The following is a 21,779-nucleotide window of genomic DNA, read 5'->3' as shown; positions in this document are numbered from 1 at the left end:
GTGCTTGCTTCTCAGCGTGTTCCGGCGCGGGCCCGCGCGCCCCTCAGGGCTTCCCCGTGAGCACGCGCGCCTTCGCGCCCTGGAAGGAGACGACGTCGCCGTCGCGGAGCTGGCGGCCCCGCCGGGTCTCGACCTCGCCATTGACGTGCACGAGGCCGTCGGCGATCACGGACTTCGCGTCCGCGCCCGAATCGATGAGGCTGGCGAGCTTGAGGAACTGCCCGAGCCGGATCACCTCATCGCGAATGGTCACATCATTCAACCCGGTCCCCTCCCAGGGTCAGCGTGCGTGGGTGATCGATGGCTGCGCCATCGACCGCTAGATGATGCTGGCGCTCGGGATGGACTCGAGGTCGTAGTCGAGCCCGAAATCGACATCCGGCATCGCCTCGGCGCCGTAGGGCACGAGCAGGCTGTTGATCAGGTCGACCTGCTGCTGGGAGAACTGCTCCAGCCAGATCGGGAGGATCATGCCCATCATGTCGAGCATCGCGAACTCGGGGGGCAGTGCATCCATGGAGAGCTCCTTCGTGAGGACGGTGGGCTCCCGATACCCTATTCGATCGCTCCTGGGGCCGCACGGCGGGAAGCGCGGCCTGTGATGCTCGCGGGATCCGATCGTGGCCGCGGCGCGATGATCGGCTCGTCATTGCGCGACCCGGCAGCACACCGGGTACTAGCCTGGATAGGAGCCTGGCTAGTGGCACGGCATCCACGAGCAGGCTTGCCCCCTGCCATTCCAGTGCTGTGGCACGCGTCCGCCGAGGAGCCCGATGCGCATCCTGAGAACTCCGGAGGACAGATTCGCGAATCTGCCCGGTTTCCCGCACACCCCCCAGTACGTGGACCTTGGGGATGTGCGGATGGCCTACGTCGACGAGGGGCCGCGCACCGCGTCACCTGTACTGCTGCTGCACGGGGAGCCCACGTGGGGCTACCTGTACCGGAAGATGATCCCGCCCCTGGTGGCCTCGGGACACCGGGTCGTAGTGCCTGACCTGGTCGGATTCGGGCGTTCCGACAAGCCTGCGTCAATCAACGACTACAGCTACGCCCAGCATGTCGAGTGGGTGACCAACTGGATCGCGGCCCTTGATCTCCGCGATATCACGGTGTTCTGCCAGGACTGGGGTTCACTGATCGGGTTGCGGATCGCCGCTGAGCAGCCAGACCGATTCGCTCGGATCGTCGTGGGCAACGGATTCCTGCCGACCGCGCACCGCCCGCCGCCTGCCGCCTTCCGCGCGTGGCGCGCGTTCGCGCGATGGTCACCGGTCTTCCCGATCGGTCGCATCGTCGACATTGGGACGGTCACCAAGCTGACCGCGGCGGAGCGCGCCGCCTACGACGCGCCATTTCCCACAAGCCGTCACAAGGCCGGTGCGCGGGCCTTCCCCCGGCTCGTGCCGATAACCGAGCACGACGTGGCGATCCCGGCGAACAGGGCGGCCTGGGCCGAGCTCGGCGAGTGGCGCAAGCCGTTCCTCACCCTGTTCGGGTCCAAGGACCCCATCCTCGGGCACGCGGACAAGGCCCTCCAAGCGCACGTTCCCGGCGCGCAGGGCCAGCCACACGATCGGCTGAACGCGGGCCACTTCCTGCAGGAGGACCACGGTCCCGAGCTCGCGCGCCGCATGGACGAGTTCATTCGCGCGACGAGCTAGCCGCTGCGGGACGCCCCTCAGGCCGGGATGATGGAGGTGCCCTCGATGCGGATCGCCAGCGGATTGAGGCCCCGACGGGCCGGGCCGCGCTGCACGTTCCCATCGAGCTGGAACTCGCTGCCGTGGCATGGGCACACGATCGTGTCCTCGCGGACCTCGCGGACGAGGCATCCCTGGTGGGGGCACACCGCCGAGTAGGCGAAGAACTCCCCGGCCACTGGCTGGGTGACAACGAGCTGCAGCTCGGTGATGATGAGCGCGCTGCCCACCGGCACATCAGCGGTATCGGCAAGGGCGCCGTCCATGGGCTGACCGTCCGGCGAGGCAGGTCCGGGAGTCGCGGGAGCAGGATCGTTGCCCGAGCTGGCGGGCGACGTGCTGCCTCCCCCGCATGCCGCGACGACGGTGCCCGCGCATGCCACGCACCCTGCCTTGATCGCTTGCCTTCGGTCCACGACACTCTCCCTTCAGCCGTCCCGGCCGATGAACTGCCCGGGGCCGTCCGCAACCGTGTGGTGCTGCGCCCCACAGTAGCTTCCTCGAGTGCGCCCGACCACGTCAGGTGTGTTTCAATTGGCCCACTCGCCGTAACTGCGGCTCTTGCCCGAACCCGAACTCCCAGGGAGCACACATGCCCGAATTCATCGCCCAGATCCTCGCTGGCAGCCTCGGCGGAACCGCACTCGGCCTTGGTGGCCTCGCGCTCGGCATCGCGGGCGCGGTCGGGGGCCCGCAGCTGCTCGAGGCGATCCTGCCGCTCATCACCGATCTCGACCCCGGGATGCTCGACACCCTGCTGCCCTGATCGACTTCAGGACAGTGAAGCGGCGTGGACCCTGCTCGGGTCCACGCCGCTCTGTCTTTCCGTGCCTCGTCGCTCCGCGCCTCGTGGCTATCCGCTCTTGCGGCGGAACATGGAGCGCCCGCCCTCGGCCGCGTGCGGGCCGTGTGCCTTGCCACTCGACTTCGGGCTGCCCCGGTGCGGGTCCTTGTTGCTGGACTGCTTGTGCGCGAGCGCCTCGGCGAAGTGCTTGCGCTGCTCGTCGCTGATCTTGCTGCTCTGATCTTCCATGGCAACCTTCTCTCTCGTGGCGACGCATTGGTCCGCCGTTGCATTGAGTGTGTCACTCTTCACAGTGCTCGCGCTACTGGATTCCCACGCATGGCCCGGCGCAGCTGGTTGGCGCCAGGCGGGTCCGAGCACCGGCGTGCACCGGGCGGGTAGGCGCACATCCGCCATCCATAGCTGGCAGCTGCCACCCCTGTGCATTCCGGCCACCGAAATATCGGTGGCCGCTGTGCGCTTTCCGTAGCCGCTGAGTCACAAGGGTGGCGGCTCCCAGCGCGCTTACCAGCGGGCGCGCGAACCAGCCAGCCGCGAACCAGCCAGCTGGCAAGCCAGGCCACACGCGAGCTAGCCGAGCATCGCCATGCCCTGGGCGGCGAGGATCGCGGCGATGATGCCCCAGGCGATGGTGGCACCGCCGATCCAGGCGAAGGCGGTGCGCGCGCTTACCCCGAGACCGACGGCAACGATGGCGGATGCCTGGGTGCCGAGTCCGAGCGGCCCGAGGATTGCGAGGGCGGGCATGCCCCAGCGCGTGACGATGGACTCGATGCGGGCCGCCCTCTTGCCGCGCTTCGCTACCTCGTGCTCGTCAGGCTCGGTGACCACGGCCGTGCCGCCGGCCTCCTGCGCCGCGAGCGCACGCTCGGCGGCCTTGCGGTCGCGGCGCGCGCGCCACCACGCCCGCAGCCGCTCGCCGAACCATGCGGCGATCGCCACGGTGATGAGGTTGCCGCTCGTGCCCGCGAGGAACGCCACCGCGGGGTTCATCCCGGCGACGATCCCGGCGGGGATGACGATGATTGCCTCGAGCCAGGGTGCCGCCCCTCCGATGAAGACGCCGAGCACCGCTGCAATGCCTGACCAGTCCATTTCCTGCCTCTCTTACCCGATCGACTGTACTTCGCCGGGCAGGGCGGGGCCGGGTGGCGTTGATCACCAGCGGGCTCGCGCTCGTTCAGAAGCGGGGTGGCGGGGCGAGCATGTCGGTGCGGTTGCGGCGTGCCCGCTCCGACAAGGATGACACCACGGACCGGGCGTGCTCGAGGACCACGCTCATCGGTCGCGCGGGCGCCGGCGGGGCACCGCTGATGGTGATGGGAGTGCGGATCAGCTCGGGCGGCTCGTCGCCGGTCCACCACACTGGAGTGGTCATGTGCTTGGCCAGTGGCAGAGTCGCGGCGACGGCGTCGGAGCCCCATCCGATGGAACGGTCGATGGCGCTCGAGGACGCGGCGAGGGTGAGGGCGGACAGCGTCGGCCGGAAGCGCACGATGCAGTCCGCGTAGGGGGCGTTGCGCACCATCTGCACCTGGATGGATTGGGTGATGGGGGCGAGCCAGAGGTGCTTGGGGTTCCATTGCGGGTGGAAGCAGTCCCAGCCGTAGAAGAAGGCGTTGCGGGTGCCGATCTTGCCGTCGCGCACGCGCTTCCATGCCAGCTCGATGGGCACGTTGCTCGCGGCGACGCCGTCGATGAGCGCGCCGACATCCTTGGTAGCAAGCAGCTCGTCGAGCAGCGGCACCATGCGCGGATCGGAAGTCTCGTGGTGCAGCACGCCGGGGATGGCGGAGGAGAAGCTCGCGGCATCGGCGACGTTGAGGTCGGCGGTGAGCTCATCGGCCCCGAGCACGATCGGCTTGACGACGCGGCTGTCGATGAACGCGGCGGCCTGCCACATGCGCCCGGCGACCGTGTTCCGGATGCCGAGCCGGAAGCGCGGCAGGGTGCGGGTGCGCAGCGCGTCGAGCTCGGTGCGGCGGAACCGCGCGGGCAGCCGGTCGAATGATTGCTTGCGCACGCCCGCGACGACGGTCTCGAAGGGGATGTCGAGGTCGCGCAGCCGCATGGGCTCGCCGTCCTCGCGGCGGAACAGGTCGTCGGCGAAGCGGTCGAAGTTCAGGGAGAACAAGCCGGTCAGGCCATGCTTGCGACGGACCTGGGCGGGCCCGAGGATGCCGCGGTAGGTGACGGTCTTGGCCCAGTCGATGTAGTCGTTGACCGGGATGGGCAATGTCCGGGCGACGACGCTGCCGACGATGGATCCGAATGACGTGGTGATCATGTAGTCGGGAGCGAGGTCGTTGTCGACGAGCATCTTCATCCCGCCGAGGTAGACATAGCCCGCGCCGCCGCCGCCGCCCATGATGCAGACGAGCGCCTTGTAGCCGACCTCGGCGTCGAGCTCGCTGGCGCTGAACCGCTGCTCGTGGCTCTCGATGAGGGCATCGCGGGCGCGGTCGACGTGCGGCACGAGGTCGGGGAGGATCTGCTTGGCCGCGATGAGTCGCTTCATCGTGTCCGGCTCGGACCGCAGCGGGTCATGCAGGGTCGCGATGACGCGGCCGCGGAGCTCCTCGGTGTCCTCGGTGACGTCGACGTCGCCCCGTCCGCAGCGCCGCCCCGGCCCTGCCGCGCCTGGCTCGAACACGGTCAGCCGGGCAAGGGAGATGAGGTAGCGCAGGCGCCGGAACTCGCGGCGGGTGAGCACCTCGGGATGGTCGAGATCCGCGCGCGCGAGGGCGGTCTCCATGTGCTGCAGGGCGAGGATGGGGTTCTTGCTCGGCAGGCTGGCATCCTCGGGCGCCTCGATGATGTCGTCGAGGCTGTCGGGATCGAACCCAATGGGCGGCGGGAAGCTCTCATCGTCGCTGCCCTTGAATCGTTGCACCATGCCACGCATTGCCATGAGCACTAGTGTGTCGGAGTCGCGGGCAGCGCGGGGCCGGGTTCCGCGAATCCCGCGGCGGTCGTGGCTATCCGACGGGCAACGGGATGCGGATGCCCGGGAAGATCTCTACCTCGCGCAGCTGCGGCAGCGGGGGCAGCTCCGGGATCGGGATCGGTGCCGGGGCGGGCGCGGGCGCCGGTGCCGGGCGGCTCTGCTGCGGCGCGGGCTGGGAGGGGCGCGGCTCGACGTAGACCGGCACGCCTGCCTGGCCGCCGATCGGGTCGGGCCACGGGAAGGTCTCGACATCCGTGCCCGACAGTGACCCGTCCATCGCTTGCTTCCAGATGGAGGCGGGCAACGAGGAGCCGTAGATGCTGCCGCCCCACAGGTTGAGCAGGGGCTCCGAGTCATTGGTGCCCATCCATACCGCGGTGGACAACGAGGGCGTGTAGCCGACCATCCAGGCGTCCTTGTTCAGGCCGGTATCGCCGAGCTGGGTGGTTCCGGTCTTCGATGCCGAGGGCCTGCCACCAGCGAGGCCGTTGCCGCGCGAGTAGGAGGCGATGGGCAGCATCGCCTGGGTGGTGTTCTCGGCGACCGCCTTGTCGATGCGCTGCTCGCCCTCGCTCCGGGGCCGCTCGTAGAGGACCTCGCCGTCTGCGGCGATGACACGCTGCACGAAGTACGGCTCGTGGTACACCCCGGACGCGGCGAGGGTGGCATAGGCCGAGGCCATGTCGATGGGGCGCACGAGGTACTGGCCGAGGACGATGCCGGTCTGCGGGGCGCCGCCATCCTCGGTGAGGGACACGCCCTCCACGCCGGGGATGTTCTCGGGGATGCCTGCCGCGTGGGCGGCGTCGGCGATGCTCTGCGGGCCATTGTCCATGGCGAGGGTGAGCCGGTAGAAGCTGGTGTTGAGGGAGCGCTTGAGCGCCTCGGCGACGTTGCAGACCCCGCAGGAGGCGCCGTCGACGTTGGTGATGCGGAGGTTGCCGATCGTCACCGGTGAGCTGTCATAGCGGGCCGAGAGCGGGATGCCCTGGTCGAGCGCTGCCACGACGCCGAACACCTTGAACGCCGACCCGGCCTGGAGCGGCGCCTGGGCGTAGTCGTAGCCCTGGCCCTGGGGACCGCCGTAGTAGGCCTGCACCGCGCCCGATCGGGGGTCGATGGAGACGACGGCGGTGCGCAGGTTCTCTGGCTCCCCCTCCATCACATTGGCCACCGAATCGAGGGCTGCCCGCTGCTTGGGGGGATCGATCGTAGTGACGATGCGCACGCCGCGGGTGTCGATGAGCTCCTGGTCCACCCCGGCGCGCTCGAGCTCGTCGAGCACCTGAGCACGGATGAGCCCCTCGGGGCCGGGCGCTTCATTGGGATCGGGGACCCGCTCGAACGGGATCACCTGCGGGAACTCCATGGCGCTCCGCTCGGAGGGGCGCAGAACGTTCATCGCGGTCATGCCATCGAGGACATAGTTCCAGCGCTCGCGCAACTGCTCGCTATCGTTGCTCGCATCGAGGCTCGAGGGGCGATTGATGACCGCGGCGAGCAAAGCGCCCTCCTCAAGAGTGAGCTCGCCGACCGGCTTGCCGAAGTACGCCTGGGCCGCGGTCGCGACACCGTAGGCCCCGCGCCCGAAGTAGATGGTATTGAGGTAGGCGGTGAGGACGTCGTCCTTGCTCCACTCGGTGGCCATGCGGGCCGAGAGCACCAGCTCGCGCCACTTGCGGGTGTAGGTGCGGTCGGATCCCACCACGGTGTTCTTGACGAACTGCTGGGTGATGGTCGAGCCTCCCCCGGCGTCCTCCTTGCCGGTGAGGTTGTCCCATGCGGCGCGGGTGAAGCCGCGCACCGAGAAGCCTGGATTCTCGTAGAAGCTGCGGTCCTCGGCGGCGAGCACGGCATCACGGACGTGCTCGGGAACCTGATCGAGGGCGATGTTGACCCGGTTCCCCTCGGGGGGCGCCACGCGGGCGAGCACGGTGGAGTCGTCGGCGGCCACGATGGTGGCGATCTGATCATTGCGCAATGCCTCGGGCCGCGGCACCTCTGCCTCGCGATAGCTGTACACGAAGTAGCCGACAGGGACGAGGATGAGGACCAGAAGCAGGACGAAAGCTGCTAGCAGGAAGGTGCGCAGCCGCGACCGCTTGCGCCGCGGCTTGCCGCGTCCCGCCGCGGACCGCGACGACCCAGTGTGCTCAGAACCCACAGTCACATTCCTTCGGAGCCCGGCCTTTGCGCCGCTGGCCTCATAGTCCGGTAACAACCCACGTTGTCTCGTCGCCAAGGGTAGCGCCGACCGCACCAGGCACACCACATGTACGCACCAGATCACACGCCTGCGCGTCGCCCCGTGCAGTACCACCGCGCGATCCGGGCACGGCCTGGCCCGGATAGTGTTCCACAGCGACGCTCGGCGGGCCCGCCCTTGGTAGCCTTGGGCCCGCCTCCTGCAGGAACCGCCCGGACATGATGCCCCAAGGAGATCCCCTCGTGGACCAGCCCAGTACCTCAAGCCCGATCCCCCCGGGCACCCCGGGGAGCAGGCCGACCGCCCTCGCGGTGCTGCTGCTCGTCGTGGAGGCCGGGCTCGCGGTGTGGCTGTTGGCAGCCTGGCCATCGGGGGCCTCCCAGTGGCTGGTGCCGCTCGAGCTCGTCACCTATGCGCTCGGGCTCGGCGCCCTGCTGTGCGTGCTGTTCGACCAGCTATGGGCCGCGCACGTGTATGTGGCGATCCGGCTGTTCCTCGTGCTGGCCTATCTGCTCGACGGCAGCATCATGGGCATCGGGATCTCGGTGGCAGTGCTCGTGCTCGCCACGCGGCTCGCGGTGCGGGCACGGGAGCAGCTCGTGCCGCTGGTGGTGCCCTCCTACCAGGCGCAGGCAGTGCGCGTGTGGACGCTCTCGGGCTGCGTGCTCGCCGTGGAGCTGCTCCATATCGTTGGCCTGGTGCGGATGGACCCGGACGAGCGGGACTTGATCATCGGACTGTTGCCCCTGCCCGTGGTCGCGGGGGCCATCGCGGTGGGGCTGGGCGGCCTTCTCGGTGCGATGGCGCTGCGCTTTCCCGGAGCGGCGGTCTATGTCGCGTACCGCACCATCGCGGGCATGTACTTGACGGCGGGGCTGGCGTTCGACGCGGTCGCGCCGCCCGAGGTGCTCGTCTCGGCCTTGCTGATGTTCGTCCTCGCCGAGGTGCTCACGCGGCGGGTGTACCAGCTCTCGGAGGCACGCCGCGCGATGCTGTAGGCCACGCCGCTGGACGCATCCCCTGGACGCATCCCGCGCGGATCGACGACGATGCGCGGATGATGTAGGCGTGGAGCACAGAGATCCGTACGGCAGGGACGTCGCTGACGTCCTCGCGGCCAGGCTGGCCCAGATCAGCACACAGCTCGACTACGCCCGCCAGGAACTGGAGCTGCTGCGCGGCGCGGCGCAGGGCTCGGGTCCTGCTGCCCCCGGGGCACCACCAGCCGGGGCACCAGCGGCCGGGACTGCGGCGGCGGTGGGACATCGCACGCCTGGCGCGCCGCAAGCACGCGCGATGCCAGTCCGTCCCACCATTCCTGGCCGCCCTGGCCAGCGCGACCGCTCGCCGTGGTGGGCACGGGAGGCCACCCTCGGCAGGGTGCTGGCTACCGCTGGCACCACCATCACCTTGATCGGTGTTGCCCTGCTGCTTGCCCTTGCCATCCAGTCGGGACTGCTCGGGCCCGCGGGGCGCGTCGTCGTGGGAGCATTGCTCGCCTCGGGCCTGCTGGCCCTGGCGCTGTGGCGCGCCCGCCGCGATGAGGTGAACGCGGGAATCGTGGCGCTGGCCGCGACGGGCGTGGCCGGGCTGTATCTCGACCTCGTTGCCGCCACCGCGCTGTACGAGCTGCTTCCCGCGGTGGTGGGCCTCGCGATCGCCTTCGCGGTGGCCTTGGCGGGAGCGTGGCTCGCGGTGGCGTGGGATTCCCGCTGGCTCGCGCACATGGTCGTGCTGGGCGCGGCGGGCCTGGCTCCATTCGTGGGCGGAGGCGCCGCGCCTGCGGTCGCGGCATTCCTCGTTGCCCTGATGGCAGCGACTTTCCCCGCTCAGCGTGCCAAGCGGTGGCCGTGGCTGACGGCTTCCCGCATCGGGCCAGCGGTACTGGCATTGCTGATCGTGCTCGATTCGCCGGGCGGCGAGGATCGATTGGTGCTCGCCTGGCAGGCGGTGGCCATCGCGTCCGTGCTGCTCCTCCTCGCGGTGGCGACGGGCGCGATGCTGCTGCGGGAGGAGGGCCGGACCGACCGGGGGGCCACGATGCTCGGCCTCGCCATCGCCGCGTTGCCGTTGCTGCTGGCCCGCGAGCTGCTCGCCGCGGGACCGTTTGCCCTGGTGTGCGTGGCGACGGGAGCGATCCTCCTAGCGATGGCCTCGCTCGTCCCCGGCCTGCCAGCGAGCGCGCGCCTGCTGATCGGCGGGATCGGCGTCCTGGCAGGCATCATGGCCATCACGGCATGGGTTCCCGGTGACCGCGCTGGGCTGGTCGTGCTCGGTCTCGCGTGCGCGGTGCTGCTGGCGTGGCAGCGAGCGCGGGATGTCGTGGCGGGCACCGGTGGCGCCGTCCTCGCAGTAGTGGGCACCGGGCTGCTTGGTGCTGCGGCCTCGCAGGGAATGCTGGTCTCGTCCGCGGACGCGGTGGAGCGCACGAGCGTGCTGATCGTCACGGGCGGGGCATTGCTGGTGATCGCGGCCACGGTGATGGCGAGCGCTGTGGGGGTTCCGGTGCTGCTGCGGCTGCTTGCCACGGGAGCGGCGCTCTACGGGTCGATGGTCGCGATCGTGGCCCTCGGGGTGCTGGCCCTGGCGGGCCGCACGGGCTTCGTGGCCGGCCACGCCCTGGTCACCGTGCTATGGATGGCCGTGGCCATCGCCTTGCTGATGGCCGGTGCGCGCCACGACGCGGCGCTCGCGGCTGGTGCCGTCATGGCTTCCTCGACCGTCGCCAAGCTGATGCTGTTCGATCTCGCGGCCCTCGACGGCCTGTATCGCGTGCTGGCGTTCCTGCTCGTGGGCATCCTGCTGCTGCTCGCGGGGGCGCGCATTGCCCGGATCCGAGCGACAGGCTCCGACGTCGCGTGATGCCAAGCCCTGGCCCTGCCAGCCTTCGAGCAACCTGTCAGGCTCCGAGCACCAGGCGGACGGGCGCGGTCTGGCCGGGGAACACAACGAAGGAAAGAGGTGCCTCGGGCTGCGCCCCCAGGATGCTCGGCTCGATGACATTCCAGCATCCGGCCGGCAGCATGGTGGCGATGCGTCCGCTCGGATCGCTCGGATGGGACACGAGCTCGGCTCCGCTGCCGTCGCAGGGCCGGATCACGATCGGGCGGTCAGCTATCGGGGCCACGCCGTCCTCGCCGACCAGGGTGATCATCGCGGCGCCGAGGTCATAGGCACCCTCGTTGAACGGCTGGAACCGGACCGTTGCCAATCCGCCCTGGGACTCGCCCACCATCGCTGTGACTGGCGTAGCGCCGGCGGGCACATAGTCAGCGGGATGGCGGACCGGGGTGATCGTGTAGCAGCCCGGGGCCACGGGCACTGCTGCCACGCCGTCGTCGCCGAGATCGAGCACCTGGTAGGTGCTCACCGTTGGATCGGAACCGTCGCAGCCACTGGTGATGCTCACCGACACATCGGCGATCGGTGCGCCGGTGGCGCTGGCCGCGGAGACGCGGAGCTCACCGGCCTCCTGGGCGTGGGCGGTCCCCGCGAGCGGGACCGCGAGCAACGTGGCGGTCGCAGCCATGGCAGCAGCGCGCGGCAATCTCGCGATCGTGATCGTGCTCATTGGCTTCCTCCGGAATTGCGCACGGGAGCGCGTCACCTAATGATGCCCTTCCGTGGCGATCTTGACCAGTCCCCGGCGCCACATCGTGCCCCCAGCGCTAGGGGCGCAAGGTGCGGCCGAGCCCCGGTGGAGAGCTCGCGTAGTAGGCATCGCAATCAGGGAAGCCCAGGCGCCAGCCGTCGGGATGGTCCATCGGCGCCGATTCGATCACCGGGATCGGGGCCCATGAGAGTCCAGCCTCCCGGTCGGCGGCGATATCGCTGAGCGAGGCGGCACCGGCCAGCGCGCGCAGCTGGCTCCAGGTGGGCGGTAGCAGGATCGTTCCGCCCCCGCTCCAGTCGGCGAGCACTTCGCTGGGGGTTCGCCAGAAGCACTCGTCGGCTTCGGTGGTCTGGCCGTCCGCGTCCTGGCCCGGCGGGAGCTCCGCGAGGAAGAACCGGGTGTCATAGCGCCGGGCGTTCCCGGTGGGCGTGATCCAGTTCGCGATGGGCGCCAGCAGGTCAGCACGCAGGACTAGGCCGTGGTCGCGCAGGATGCTGGCGAAAGAAACGGCGCGGGCGTCGAGGCGGGCGCGGCAGTCGCCGAGGGCCGCGGTGATCCAATCCCCCGTGACGAGGCGCCCGTCCGGGTGCCCGGCGAGCAGGACGCCGCATTCCTCGTACAGCTCGCGGACCGCAGCGATCACGAGCGCCCGCGCTGTGCCCGGGCTCGTCCCGAACGATCGCGCCCAGTGCTCGGGGCCGGGTCCGTGCCAGTCGAGCTCCGCCGCATGATCGGTGGCATCGACTCCCCCGCCGGGAAAGACGGTCATGCCGGGCGCGAAAGCCATGGTCCGGGTGCGTCGCTGCAGGAACACCTCGATGCCGCGGCCGGGGGCGTCGCGGACGAGGATCAGCGTCGACGCATCGCGGATGGGTATCTCATGCGGGTCTCGGGTGGCGGGGGCCATGCCGTGACGATACCCGTGATCCCCGGGGCGGCTAGAAGATGGCGAGCTGGTCGGCACTGTTGGCTGGAACGCGCTTGCGCCTGCCCGCGGTGGTGGTCGCGTTGCTGGTGCCGGTCCGCGCCCGGGCCTTGCGGGCGATGCGGATCTCGGTGGCACTGATGCCGTGCTCGCGGGCCTGGGCGATGTAGGGCGCGGGGTCCACTCCGGCGATGTCAGCGATGGCGATGCGAGTGAGCAATTGCTGCCTCCACCAGGTCGCGCCCTCGCCTGCCTCGCGGGCGTTCCAGAGCCGGTGCCAGCGGGGCGTGCCGGGAGCGGGCGAGCCCGTCGCGTGCGCGGTGAGCTTGTCGATCCAGCGGTCGATGGTGTCGGTCAGCGTCTCGCCGGCCTCGGCGAGCGCATCATCCGGCACTCCTGTCACACGCACGCTTACCACACTAACGCGTATTAGCCGCGCGCGGATGCTGCTCCCGCGATCGATGTGCCGCGAATGTTCACAAAACGACACGTCGGAGCACTGGAGCTGTCGTTTTTCGCACACTCGCGGCCGGATCGCCCAGCCGGATCACCCGGCCCGAGCGCCGCCGGATCGCGCGGCTGGAACGTGCGGGGCCAGGCCCGGATCAGTCCTGCAGCGCGGCGAGCTGACGAAGCTTGTTGGTGACATCGAGCGCCGCGACCTTGTACGTCTCGGCGAGCGTCGGATAATTGAACACCGCTTCGACGAGATAGTCGATGGTGCCCTTGCATCCCATGACTGCCTGCCCGATGTGGATCAGCTCGGTGGCCTGGGTGCCGAAGATGTGGACCCCGAGCAGGCTGCGGTCCTCGGGCGAGACGAGCAGCTTGAGCACCCCATAGGAATCGCCGACGATCTGGCCGCGCGCGAGCTCCCGGTAGCGCGAGATGCCCACCTCGAACGGCACCCGGGCCTCGGTGAGCTCCGCCTCGGTCCGCCCGACGAAGCTGATCTCCGGGATCGTGTAGATGCCGATCGGTTGCAGGGCGTCGATTCCCGAGACGGGCTCGTCGCACGCATGGTGGGCAGCGAGACGCCCCTGCTCCATCGAGGTGGCCGCGAGGGCTGGGAATCCGATCACATCACCGACGGCATAGATGTGGTCGACGCTCGTGCGGAAGTGCTCGTCGACCTCGATGCGCCCCCGCGCGTCCGCTGCCAAGCCCGCGGCGTCGAGGGCGAGCTCCTCGGTGACCCCCTGTCGACCGGCCGAGTAGAGCACTGTCTCGGCGGGGATCTTCTTGCCCGACTCGAGAACTGTGACCGCTCCCCGGTCGTAGCGCTCCACCGCCGCGACGGATTCACCGAACCGGAACGTGACGGCGAGATCGCGCAGCTGGTACTTCAACGCATCGACGACCTCGTGGTCGCAGAAATCGAGCATCGTCGAGCGGCGCTCCACCACGGTGACGCGGGTGCCGAGCGCGGCGAACATCGACGCGTACTCGATGCCGATCACCCCGGCACCAACGACGACCATTGATTGCGGGATGCTGCCGAGCTGGAGGATGCCATCGGAATCGATGATCGTGCGGCCATCGAACTCCACGGTGGCGGGCCGCGCGGGCTTGGTGCCGGTCGCGATGATCACCTTCTTGGCGCTCACCCGGTGGGCGTGCCCGGTGCCGTCCTGGACCTCGATGGTGTGCGGATCGGTGAACCGTCCAGACCCGGCCAGCATCGTCACGTGATTGCGCGTGAGCTGGTTGCGGATGACGTCGACCTGCCGCCCGGTCACATGGTGCGTGCGAGCCATCAGGTCATCGCGGGTGATCTCGTCCTTCACCCGGTAGGAGTGGCCGTACATCTCCCGCTGGCTCATCCCCGTCAGGTAGACAACCGCCTCGCGCAGCGTCTTCGACGGGATGGTGCCGGTGTTGATGCACACCCCGCCGAGCATGTCGCGGCGCTCCACCACTGCCACCGAGCGTCCCAGCTTGGCTGCTGCGATGGCGGCGCGCTGCCCGCCTGGTCCGGAACCGAGCACCACGAGATCGAAATTGTCCACGCGGGCATTGTGGCACCGATCACACCGGAGTGGGGGGCAATGGCCAGGGTGGCCTACTGATGGCTCGACAGCCGCACCGTATCAGTGGCGCGGGCGGGGGCCCTTTCGCAGCCGGTCGATGATGCCCGGGCGTCCCGGCTCCGCGGACGGCTCCGCAGCACCTCGCCCGCGGCCCGCTGCGGCACCGGGCTGCGGGTGCCGGGGGACTCCCGCGTCCGGATCCAGCTCATCCGCGCGATCGAGCTCGTGGCGCGCATCCTCTGCCTCCTGGCGCAGCCTCGCCCGCTCGGCATCTGCCTGCTCGCGCTGGCTCGCGGCATCAGCCACGCGATTGCGCGCCTCCACCTCTTGCTGCTCGGCGCGCGCCGCGGCAGTATTGGCCTCCGCTTGCTCGGCCTCGAGCCGGTGCTGGCGCTCCACCGCCTCCTGGCGCAGCTCGGCGGCCTTGCGGCGGCGTCGCTCCGTGGACGTGCGCCCGAGCGCCACGGTCACGGCGAGCACGACGATGACCACGAGCGCCACGACGACGATCGTCACGATTGCTGAGGTGTCCATGGGTTCTTCCTCACGATGGTGGGAGCAATAGAGCCCAGGTACCCCTGGCCGGGATCCGCCAAACCCTCGGCATCCGGCTGCGGCAGGGCTCGCCGCGGGAATCTCCCTGCTGCACGCGCCATACGGCCCGTAGACTAGTGACGGAGATCACCTACGAGGGATGGAAAGCGACCATGGCATCCACTGAGGACCCCACGACCACCACGACCTCGGCGCCAGCGGAGCGGCTCGATGAGCTCCGCGCGCTGTCGAGGAAGAATCCGGCGGAGGCTGCCTCGCAGGCCTGGGCATGGCTGAAGAGCGTGCGCGATAGCGAGCTGCGGGAGTATGACCAGGCCGCATCCGATCTCGAGGCGTTGTTCCGTGCCAGCGCGCCGCCGCGCAAGCTCGAGGGCTTGACCGAGGGCTTGCTCGTCATGACGACCACCCTGCCGATCCTTGACCGCACCGTCACTGCTGTCACCGACCTGTGGATGCCCTGGGAGGGCAAGCGGTTCGGCGCGGAGGGCAAGGGCGCCAATCGCATCGCTTCGCGCGCGTCGATGCCCCTGCGGCTGCTGTGGCCGCTCTACTCGATGACGCAGACCGAGGACGGCAAGCTCGCGTTCGACTTCGTCACCCACGTCGAGGCGAGCCGCGACAAGGACGGTGGCGAGCAGGATGTGCTGGTCATCGACTACAAGTCCGTCGAGACCAACCCGCGATTGCTCATCCGCAGCGTCCGCGACGAGCTCGTGGAGCTCGTTCCCGGCGTGTACCTGGGCAAGATCCTGTTTCGCGTCTCGGGCCGCTATCACAAGATCGGGTTCTTCGCCCTGCACAACATCGACTAGGCAGCCGCCCGGCAGCACAACCGGGGGCAGCACAACCGGGGGCCGCACAACCGGGGGCCGCACAACCGCAAACGCGATAGAAGCCGTGGAGAATCCACGTCGGCTTCTATCGCGTTTGCTCGTTTCCCGTGTTTGTGGCCCGACCGTGCTTCTGCCCTGATCAGGCCTGCCTACTACCGCCCGGGCAGCAGCGCCATCGCCCGCACCGCGTGGGGCAGCACGGCGTTCCACGCCTTGTCGGGCAACCAGGACGGTCCCCCGAGATCGATCAGGCGCTGCGTGGCCACGGTCTGCGACTCGGTGTACTTGAGCAACCCGTCCGCGCCGTGGCGGCGACCCATTCCGGAGGAACCCATGCCGCCCATCGGGGCGTCGGTGCTGCCGAAAGCCGGGCCGTAGCCCTCGTTGACGTTGACGGTGCCCGCGTGGACGCGGCCCGCGATGGCCTCGCCCTCCCGAGCCGTGGCCGCCCACACGCTGGCGTTCAGGCCGTACTCGGTGGCGTTGGCGCGCTCGATCGCCTCATCCACGCTGGCCACTGGATAGATGGAGACGAGCGGGCCGAAGGTCTCCTCGGCGTAGCAGGTCATGTCCTCGGTGACGCCCGCGAGCACGGTGGGCTCGTGGAAGAACGGGCCGAGATCGGGGCGGTGCTGGCCACCAGCCACCACGGTCGCGCCCTTGTTGAGCGCGTCGCGCACATGCTCCTGCACGGTGTCGAGCTGTGCCTTCGAGACGAGGCTGCCCATGGCGGGACCGAACTCGTAGCCCGCGCCGAGCCGCATGCCCGCGACCGCGTCGGCGAACTCCTTGGTGAACTCGTCCGCGACGCCGTCCTCGACGTAGATGCGCTCGATGGAGATGCACAACTGCCCAGCGTTGGAGAAGCAGGCGCGGGTCGCTGCCTGCGCCACCGCTCGAAGATCCGCGCCCTCGGCGACGATCATGGCGTTCTTGCCGCCCAGCTCGGCGGAGAAGCCGATCAGGCGCTCCGCGGCCTGGGTCGCGAGCGTCCGGCCAGTGGCGGTGGAGCCGGTGAACATGACGTAGTCCGAGCGCCGCACGATCTCGCCGCCCACCACAGCGCCGGGCCCGGGGACCACGGCGAACAGCTCGCGCGGCAAGCCCGCCTCGTAGAGCAGCTCCGCACAGGCCAGAGCGCAGTAGGGGGTACTGCTGTCGGGCTTGATCACCACGGCGTTGCCCGCGATCAGGGCGGGGATCGCATCGGACACCGCGAGGGTCATCGGGTAGTTCCAGGGCGAGATCACACCGACCACGCCCTTGGGCACATGGTTGACGATGGTGCGGGTGAGGCCCGGGAACAAGCCCTGCGCGCGACGGGGCGCGAGGAGACGACGGGCGCGGATCGCGTAGTACCGGGCGTTGAGCGCGATGTCGAGCACTTCCTCCTGCGCGGCGACACGGGCCTTGCCGGTCTCGGCCTGCGCCATGTCCATCAGCTCGGCGCGGTGGTCGAGGACGAGCCGGTGGTAGCGGCGGAAGATCGCTGCGCGTTCCTCGACGGGTCGGGCCGCCCACTCGCGCTGTGCCGCGCGGGCCTTCGCGATCGCTGCGGCGGCATCATCGGCGGTGCCGACGGGGATGGTGGCGAGCTCGCGGCCGGTGAAGACCTCGCGGACGGTGCGCTGCTCGCGCTGCTGCGGCTCGTCGATGGCCACGAGCGCGGCGAGGCGGTCGAACGTTTCCTGGGTGGGTGCGGGCATGGCTTGTTGCTCCTTGGAAAGCGAAGTGGTGGGCGGGGCGCTAGCGGCGACGGCTAGTTGCTGCGGATGCGATCCTCGTAGCCGCGGCGCGCGCTCTCGTCGATGCCGCTGATGAACATCGTCTCCGCGCGCAGGACCCGGCTGATCGCCTCGTAGACGAACGGCGGCAGGTAGTGCTGCGACTGCACGAGCACGCCCGCGAGGCGGGTCACCCGCAGCCGCGGCACGGGCTTGCGGATCTGCTTCTCGATGGCGGCGGCGATCTCCTCGGGCTCGGGGACGCGCACGCCACGGATGCCGGAAGCACCCGAGCCGAGCTGGGTGTTGGTGAGGGTGGGCAGCACCGCGCACACGCTGATGCCATCGTCGCGGACCTCCTTGCGCACCGTGTCAGTGAAGCCCAGCACCGCATGCTTGGTGGCGCAGTAGGTGGCGAGGCCCGGGAACTGGTACTCCCCCGCCAGCGAGGCGATGTTGATGATGTGGCCGGAGCGGCGGGGCAGCATGCGCTCGAGGGCAAGCTTGGTGCCCGTGATCACGCCGAGGACGTTGATCTCCACCATGCGCCGCGCGATGTGCTCCGGCTCGTCGATGATCCGTCCCACGGGCATGATGCCGGCATTGTTGACCAGCACCGTCAGCGGTCCGGCCTCGCGCTCGACGAGATCGAGGAACGCGGCGAACGAATCCCGATCGGTGACATCCACCCGTGCATGGGCGACCGCGCCGGAAGCCACGGACGCGCGGGGCAGCTCGGCCTCGTCGATGTCGCCGATGACGACCTTGGCGCCCAGGGCGGCGAGATGGGTGGCCGTGGCCAGACCGATGCCTCGTGCTCCCCCGGTGATGGCGACGACGTGACCGTGCAGTGGCTTGCTCATGGTGCTCCTTGATCGAGAGTTCCGCGTTGTGGTTCCACTGTGCTCCTGGCCAGCGCGCCGCGACTAGGCTTTCCGCGCCCAATTTTCCGACAACCTTTGTATCCTCGATACAACACTGGCGGGCAGGAGGGCACACGATGGCCGAGGATCAGCTCGCTGATTGGATCTCCCGCCTCACCTCCGAGGTACTGCGCCCGGCAGCGCTCGACGCCATGGTCGACCGCGTCAACGGCGACATCCTCGCCGCGCTGCCCGCGCTCCGCGACGATGACGAGCTCCGCCGCGACCTCGACGCCAGCACCCGCGGCCAGGTGCGCGCCTTCATCGCCGCCATCTCCAACGAGCAAGCCGAGTACCAGCCCCCGCCAGCAGCAATAGCGCTCGCCCGCACCGTCGCCCGCCGCGGCATGGACGTCAAGGTGCTGCTCCGGATCTACGGCACCGGGCGCACCACCGCGATCAACATCCTCACCGAGATCGTGCAATCCGTGCCCGTGGATGCCGAGCGCAAGATGAACGCGCTCATCACCTTCTGGCAATCCGCGATCTCCTGGCTCGAGCTCTCCACCGACGTCCTGCTCGCCGCCTACACCAGCGAGCGCGCCACCCTCGAGCGCGGCGCCACCGCGCGCCGGGCCGACACCATCCACGCCCTGCTCGACGGCGCGACCATCCCCATCGACACTGCCTCAACCCGGCTGGACTACCCCCTGCGCCCCTGGCACACCGCGATGATCCTGTGGAGCGGCACCGACGACACCGAGGCCCTGGGGCATCGCGAGCAGGTCATCCGCCGGGCCGCGCGCGCCCTCGACGCCCACGGACGCGTCATCTCGGTGCCATCCGGGGCACGTGGGCACTGGGCCTGGATCGCCACCGAGCTACCAGCGAGCACCGATGCCATCGCGGGCATCGACCTTCCCCCGGGCACGCGCATCGCCGTCGGATCGCCCGCCCGCGGCAGCTCAGGATTCCGGCAGAGCCACCTCGACGCCGTCGCCGCCCAGCAGATCGCCACCGTATCCACCAGCACGCGCGCCTGCACCCTCTACCACCAGGTGGAGATCCCCTACCTGCTGAGCCGGGACACCAACGCGCTGCGCCAGTTCCTCGCCCGCGCGCTAGGACCGCTCGCCGCGCCCACCGAGCATGCTGCGCGACTGCGCGACACCGTCGCGGAATACATACGCACCGGCGGCAGCCCGACTGATGCTGCCCGCACCCTCCAGGTGCACAAGAACACCGTCCGCTACCGGATCGAGCAAGCGTTCACCGAGCTCGGCGTCCCGCACGATGGCGATCATGCCGACCTCGGACTAGCGCTGCGCTGCATCGATGTGCTCGGCATCGATTGGTTGCGCGCGAGGGGCTAGGGCCTCGTCCCGGCTCGCGTTCCCGGCTCCCGTCGCAAACGCGATAGAAGCCGCCCGAGATCCGGGGCAGCTTCTATCGCGTTTAGCGGTATCCGGTGCTTTTGCCGTGGCGAGCCTCCCCCGCGGCGCTAGTACACCGAGTGTGTGATCGCGGTCGAGTACCGGTCCGCCACCGTCCCGGCACCGGGGAACACCACCTCGATATCGGCGATCCATGTGGCACTGCACGGTCCCTCGGCCACTTGCACCTGCACCTCGTCCTCACCGAGCACTTGCCGCCCGGTCGACGAGCTGCATTCCGTGTCGCTGGCCCGGTAGCGCACCGAGCGCGGAACCAGCACGGTCCCGCTGGATTCGCCCGAGAAGGCGGCCATCGAGGCGAACGCCGTCCAGCCCGGGCTCCCCGCCCGCGTATCGAGGACCTGCACGCTCAGCGCGCCGCGACGCACCGCCCCTTCGCCCTGCTGCGCGAGCACCAGGTTCCCGGGCACCGTGATGGTCAGCATTCCGGCCTCGGTGGCTTCGACGTCGGCGGCTTCCTCGGAAGTCAGATCCTCATCCTCGGCGGCTTCATCCTCGGACGGATCCTCCGTCGCTTCCTCGTCAGTGGTTTCGACCTCGGTGGATTCCGCCTCCGGCGCCTCCTCGGTGCTGGGCTCGGCAGACGCATCACCCTCGGTCGTTGCTTCGTCGGCAGCGGGCTGGTCCGGTTCCGGATCGTCGGTCGCTGGATCCTCAGTCGCTGGATCCTCAGTCGCTACTTCCTCCGGCGAGGTCTCATCGACCGTCGGCCCAGGCTCAGGCACCTCCGTGGGCCCAGTGAGTGGAGGCTCGACCGGATCGGTGGTCACCGGCTCGGGCTCGGCAGGCATCTGCTCGGTCGTGACGATCGCCGCTTCAAGCTCCGGCGCCGGAGGCTCCGGCTCGGGCTCCGTTGTCACAGGTGCCGGGGGCTCGGGCTCCGGCGGGGGCGCCTCGGTCGTGACGATCGCCGGTTCAGGCTCCGGCTCTGGCTCGGTTGTTGGCGGGGGCGTTGTGGTCGTTGGCGCGACAGGAGTTGCTGCTGGGCCAGGAGTCTCGCAGTCCTGCGGCTCGGCTTCAGCGGTGCAGTCCGGTGTCACGGGGGTGGGTTGCGCGTGGCTCGCGGGGGCGAGGGCGGCGCCAGCGAGGATGCTGGCGCCGCACATCGCCCAGGCCATGGTGCGGCGTCGAGGGTTCATCAGGGGTTCCGGCGTCGTTGGCGGATGAGGATGATCGCGGCGAGCACGGCCAGCACGGCGAGGACCACGAGGAGCCACCACCAGGTGCGCTGGGTTTCCTGCTCGACGCCTACGGCATCCCCGACTCCACTGTCGGGGAAGGTAACCTGGGCGCTCGTGGTGCGCTCGAGCAAGCCGCTGGCAAGAGTGACGTTGGCTTGCCAGGGGCCGTTGGGCAGGGTGTCGGACAGGGTGAATATGGCCTGCCCCTGCTCCCCCGCGGGCACTGTCGACTGGCTGGAGCGAACGGTATCGAGACGGATGCCGCCGGGGCCGTCCGCGAGGTCAAGGGAGCCGGTGATGTCGACGGCTCGGCCGCCGGTGTTATCGATGTCGACGACGAGCTCCGCCACGCCCTCGGAGGTGCGGCGCGGGGTCATCCCGGTGATGACGAAGTCCGCGGGAAGCGCTTCGGCATCGCCGATGGCGAGGTAGATGCGCACGCCGACGCGGTTGACGGCGATGGCTCCTCCCTCTTCGGGCCTCTCGCTGGTCATCTCGGCCCAGACAACGCCGTAGCGCTCTCCGTCCTCGGCTTCCTCGGGAACGTCGATGCTGAGGACGATCTCGGCGTTCTCGCGATCGTCGAGGGTGACCTCGCTGGTGTCGAGCTCGGCCCATTCGGTGAGCTCGTTCGCCCCGGCCCCGTCGGCGACCTTGAAGCCGTCCTGGGCGTCGACGTCGGCGGCTCCGACGTAGAGGTCGACGTCCTGGGTGGCGCCGGTGCGGTTGGAGATCTCGAGGCGCCGATCGAAGGAGTCGCCTGCTTCGAGGTTGTCGATGACGTAGACCTGGGCGCGGGGGTCATCCTGGAGGTGCAGGGGCACTTCCATGAGCCGGATGCCGAGCCCGGGATTGTCGGTGGGACCGGGCTCCGGTGCCGGCTGCGCGTGCACAGCCGACACCGGTGCGAGCAGCGTCGCCGCGATCAAGAGTGGAAGGA

The 21,779-nt window shown here is 69.6% G+C and carries 21 protein-coding genes and 1 pseudogene; 6 read left to right on the top strand and 16 right to left on the bottom strand.

Going from position 1 to position 21,779, the window contains the following annotated elements; all coding sequences use genetic code 11:
- Positions 1-43: 43 nt before the first annotated feature.
- Positions 44-262 carry an RNA-binding S4 domain-containing protein gene (locus FXO18_RS01255; protein ID WP_149359257.1) on the bottom strand — a complete coding sequence of 73 codons (219 nt, stop codon included), beginning with the start codon at positions 260-262 and terminating at the stop codon, positions 44-46.
- A 57-nt stretch (positions 263-319) separates the two neighbouring features.
- Complete coding sequence (locus FXO18_RS01250) at positions 320-517, bottom strand: hypothetical protein (RefSeq protein ID WP_149359256.1); 198 nt, start codon at positions 515-517, stop codon at positions 320-322.
- Between the two features lie 256 nt (positions 518-773).
- On the opposite strand from FXO18_RS01250, the gene FXO18_RS01245 reads away from it, so the two are divergent.
- Positions 774-1,664: a haloalkane dehalogenase gene (locus tag FXO18_RS01245; RefSeq protein WP_149359255.1), complete on the top strand. Its 891-nt coding sequence runs from the start codon at positions 774-776 to the stop codon at positions 1,662-1,664.
- A 17-nt stretch (positions 1,665-1,681) separates the two neighbouring features.
- Here the strand turns inward: FXO18_RS01245 and FXO18_RS01240 are convergent, their stop codons facing one another.
- A complete protein-coding gene (locus tag FXO18_RS01240; RefSeq protein ID WP_149359254.1) occupies positions 1,682-2,119 on the bottom strand; it encodes a Rieske (2Fe-2S) protein in 438 nt (145 codons plus the stop codon).
- A gap of 176 nt (positions 2,120-2,295) precedes the next feature.
- Between FXO18_RS01240 and FXO18_RS15810 the strand changes: the two genes are divergently transcribed.
- On the top strand, positions 2,296-2,469 hold the full coding sequence (locus FXO18_RS15810; protein WP_187774123.1) for a hypothetical protein: 174 nt from the start codon (positions 2,296-2,298) through the stop codon (positions 2,467-2,469).
- 87 nt (positions 2,470-2,556) lie between these two features.
- Here the strand turns inward: FXO18_RS15810 and FXO18_RS01235 are convergent, their stop codons facing one another.
- The 4 genes from FXO18_RS01235 to FXO18_RS01220 form a co-directional block, all read right to left on the bottom strand.
- The gene (locus tag FXO18_RS01235; RefSeq protein ID WP_149359253.1) at positions 2,557-2,736 is read right to left on the bottom strand and encodes a DUF5302 family protein; all 180 of its coding nucleotides are present in this window, start codon (positions 2,734-2,736) and stop codon (positions 2,557-2,559) included.
- Positions 2,737-3,078: 342 nt separating this feature from the next.
- A complete protein-coding gene (locus FXO18_RS01230) occupies positions 3,079-3,603 on the bottom strand; it encodes a small multi-drug export protein (RefSeq protein ID WP_149359252.1) in 525 nt (174 codons plus the stop codon).
- 85 nt (positions 3,604-3,688) lie between these two features.
- Complete coding sequence (locus tag FXO18_RS01225) at positions 3,689-5,419, bottom strand: patatin-like phospholipase family protein (RefSeq protein WP_235900376.1); 1,731 nt, start codon at positions 5,417-5,419, stop codon at positions 3,689-3,691.
- A 67-nt stretch (positions 5,420-5,486) separates the two neighbouring features.
- Entirely contained in the window at positions 5,487-7,619 is a 2,133-nt protein-coding gene (locus FXO18_RS01220) for a transglycosylase domain-containing protein (RefSeq protein WP_235900375.1), read from the bottom strand.
- Positions 7,620-7,903: 284 nt separating this feature from the next.
- Between FXO18_RS01220 and FXO18_RS01215 the strand changes: the two genes are divergently transcribed.
- Together FXO18_RS01215 and FXO18_RS01210 are read left to right on the top strand one after the other, a co-directional pair.
- Positions 7,904-8,659: a hypothetical protein gene (locus FXO18_RS01215; protein WP_235900374.1), complete on the top strand. Its 756-nt coding sequence runs from the start codon at positions 7,904-7,906 to the stop codon at positions 8,657-8,659.
- A gap of 70 nt (positions 8,660-8,729) precedes the next feature.
- Positions 8,730-10,523, top strand: coding sequence for a DUF2339 domain-containing protein (locus FXO18_RS01210; protein ID WP_149359249.1), 1,794 nt, complete (start codon positions 8,730-8,732; stop codon positions 10,521-10,523).
- A 37-nt stretch (positions 10,524-10,560) separates the two neighbouring features.
- On the opposite strand, the gene FXO18_RS01205 is transcribed toward FXO18_RS01210, so the two are convergent.
- The 5 genes from FXO18_RS01205 to FXO18_RS01185 all read right to left on the bottom strand — a co-directional run bounded on the left by FXO18_RS01205 (position 10,561) and on the right by FXO18_RS01185 (position 14,763).
- Positions 10,561-11,232 (bottom strand): collagen binding domain-containing protein, encoded by a 672-nt coding sequence (locus FXO18_RS01205; protein WP_149359248.1) that lies wholly within the window; start codon positions 11,230-11,232, stop codon positions 10,561-10,563.
- A gap of 97 nt (positions 11,233-11,329) precedes the next feature.
- A complete protein-coding gene (locus tag FXO18_RS01200; protein WP_149359247.1) occupies positions 11,330-12,181 on the bottom strand; it encodes an NUDIX hydrolase in 852 nt (283 codons plus the stop codon).
- A 31-nt stretch (positions 12,182-12,212) separates the two neighbouring features.
- A complete protein-coding gene (locus FXO18_RS01195) occupies positions 12,213-12,608 on the bottom strand; it encodes a hypothetical protein (RefSeq protein WP_149359246.1) in 396 nt (131 codons plus the stop codon).
- Positions 12,609-12,804: 196 nt separating this feature from the next.
- On the bottom strand, positions 12,805-14,208 hold the full coding sequence (gene sthA, locus FXO18_RS01190) for a Si-specific NAD(P)(+) transhydrogenase (RefSeq protein WP_149359245.1): 1,404 nt from the start codon (positions 14,206-14,208) through the stop codon (positions 12,805-12,807).
- 81 nt (positions 14,209-14,289) lie between these two features.
- Positions 14,290-14,763 carry a hypothetical protein gene (locus FXO18_RS01185; protein ID WP_149359244.1) on the bottom strand — a complete coding sequence of 158 codons (474 nt, stop codon included), beginning with the start codon at positions 14,761-14,763 and terminating at the stop codon, positions 14,290-14,292.
- 173 nt (positions 14,764-14,936) lie between these two features.
- Here FXO18_RS01185 and FXO18_RS01180 point away from each other — a divergent pair, with 173 nt between their 5' ends.
- Positions 14,937-15,596: a hypothetical protein gene (locus FXO18_RS01180; protein ID WP_149359243.1), complete on the top strand. Its 660-nt coding sequence runs from the start codon at positions 14,937-14,939 to the stop codon at positions 15,594-15,596.
- Between the two features lie 173 nt (positions 15,597-15,769).
- Here FXO18_RS01180 and FXO18_RS01175 read toward each other — a convergent pair.
- Both FXO18_RS01175 and FXO18_RS01170 read right to left on the bottom strand, forming a co-directional pair.
- A pseudogene (locus tag FXO18_RS01175) lies at positions 15,770-17,329 on the bottom strand (succinic semialdehyde dehydrogenase); the annotation flags it as partial.
- Between the two features lie 47 nt (positions 17,330-17,376).
- Complete coding sequence (locus FXO18_RS01170) at positions 17,377-18,204, bottom strand: SDR family oxidoreductase (RefSeq protein ID WP_149359241.1); 828 nt, start codon at positions 18,202-18,204, stop codon at positions 17,377-17,379.
- A gap of 137 nt (positions 18,205-18,341) precedes the next feature.
- Here FXO18_RS01170 and FXO18_RS01165 point away from each other — a divergent pair, with 137 nt between their 5' ends.
- Positions 18,342-19,577, top strand: a complete 1,236-nt coding sequence (locus tag FXO18_RS01165) for a PucR family transcriptional regulator (RefSeq protein ID WP_149359240.1) — start codon at positions 18,342-18,344, stop codon at positions 19,575-19,577.
- A 128-nt stretch (positions 19,578-19,705) separates the two neighbouring features.
- On the opposite strand, the gene FXO18_RS01160 is transcribed toward FXO18_RS01165, so the two are convergent.
- Both FXO18_RS01160 and FXO18_RS01155 read right to left on the bottom strand, forming a co-directional pair.
- Positions 19,706-20,797 carry a hypothetical protein gene (locus tag FXO18_RS01160; protein WP_149359239.1) on the bottom strand — a complete coding sequence of 364 codons (1,092 nt, stop codon included), beginning with the start codon at positions 20,795-20,797 and terminating at the stop codon, positions 19,706-19,708.
- Complete coding sequence (locus FXO18_RS01155) at positions 20,797-21,768, bottom strand: hypothetical protein (protein WP_149359238.1); 972 nt, start codon at positions 21,766-21,768, stop codon at positions 20,797-20,799. The genes FXO18_RS01160 and FXO18_RS01155 overlap by 1 nt, the downstream gene beginning before the upstream one ends.
- Positions 21,769-21,779 lie beyond the last annotated feature (11 nt).

The sequence above is a fragment of the Lolliginicoccus suaedae genome (genome assembly GCF_008312885.1).
Classification (GTDB): Bacteria; Actinomycetota; Actinomycetes; order Mycobacteriales; family Mycobacteriaceae; genus Lolliginicoccus; species Lolliginicoccus suaedae.
Note: the sequence above shows the minus strand (reverse complement) of the source record. Positions and strands in the feature narration are given on the sequence as shown.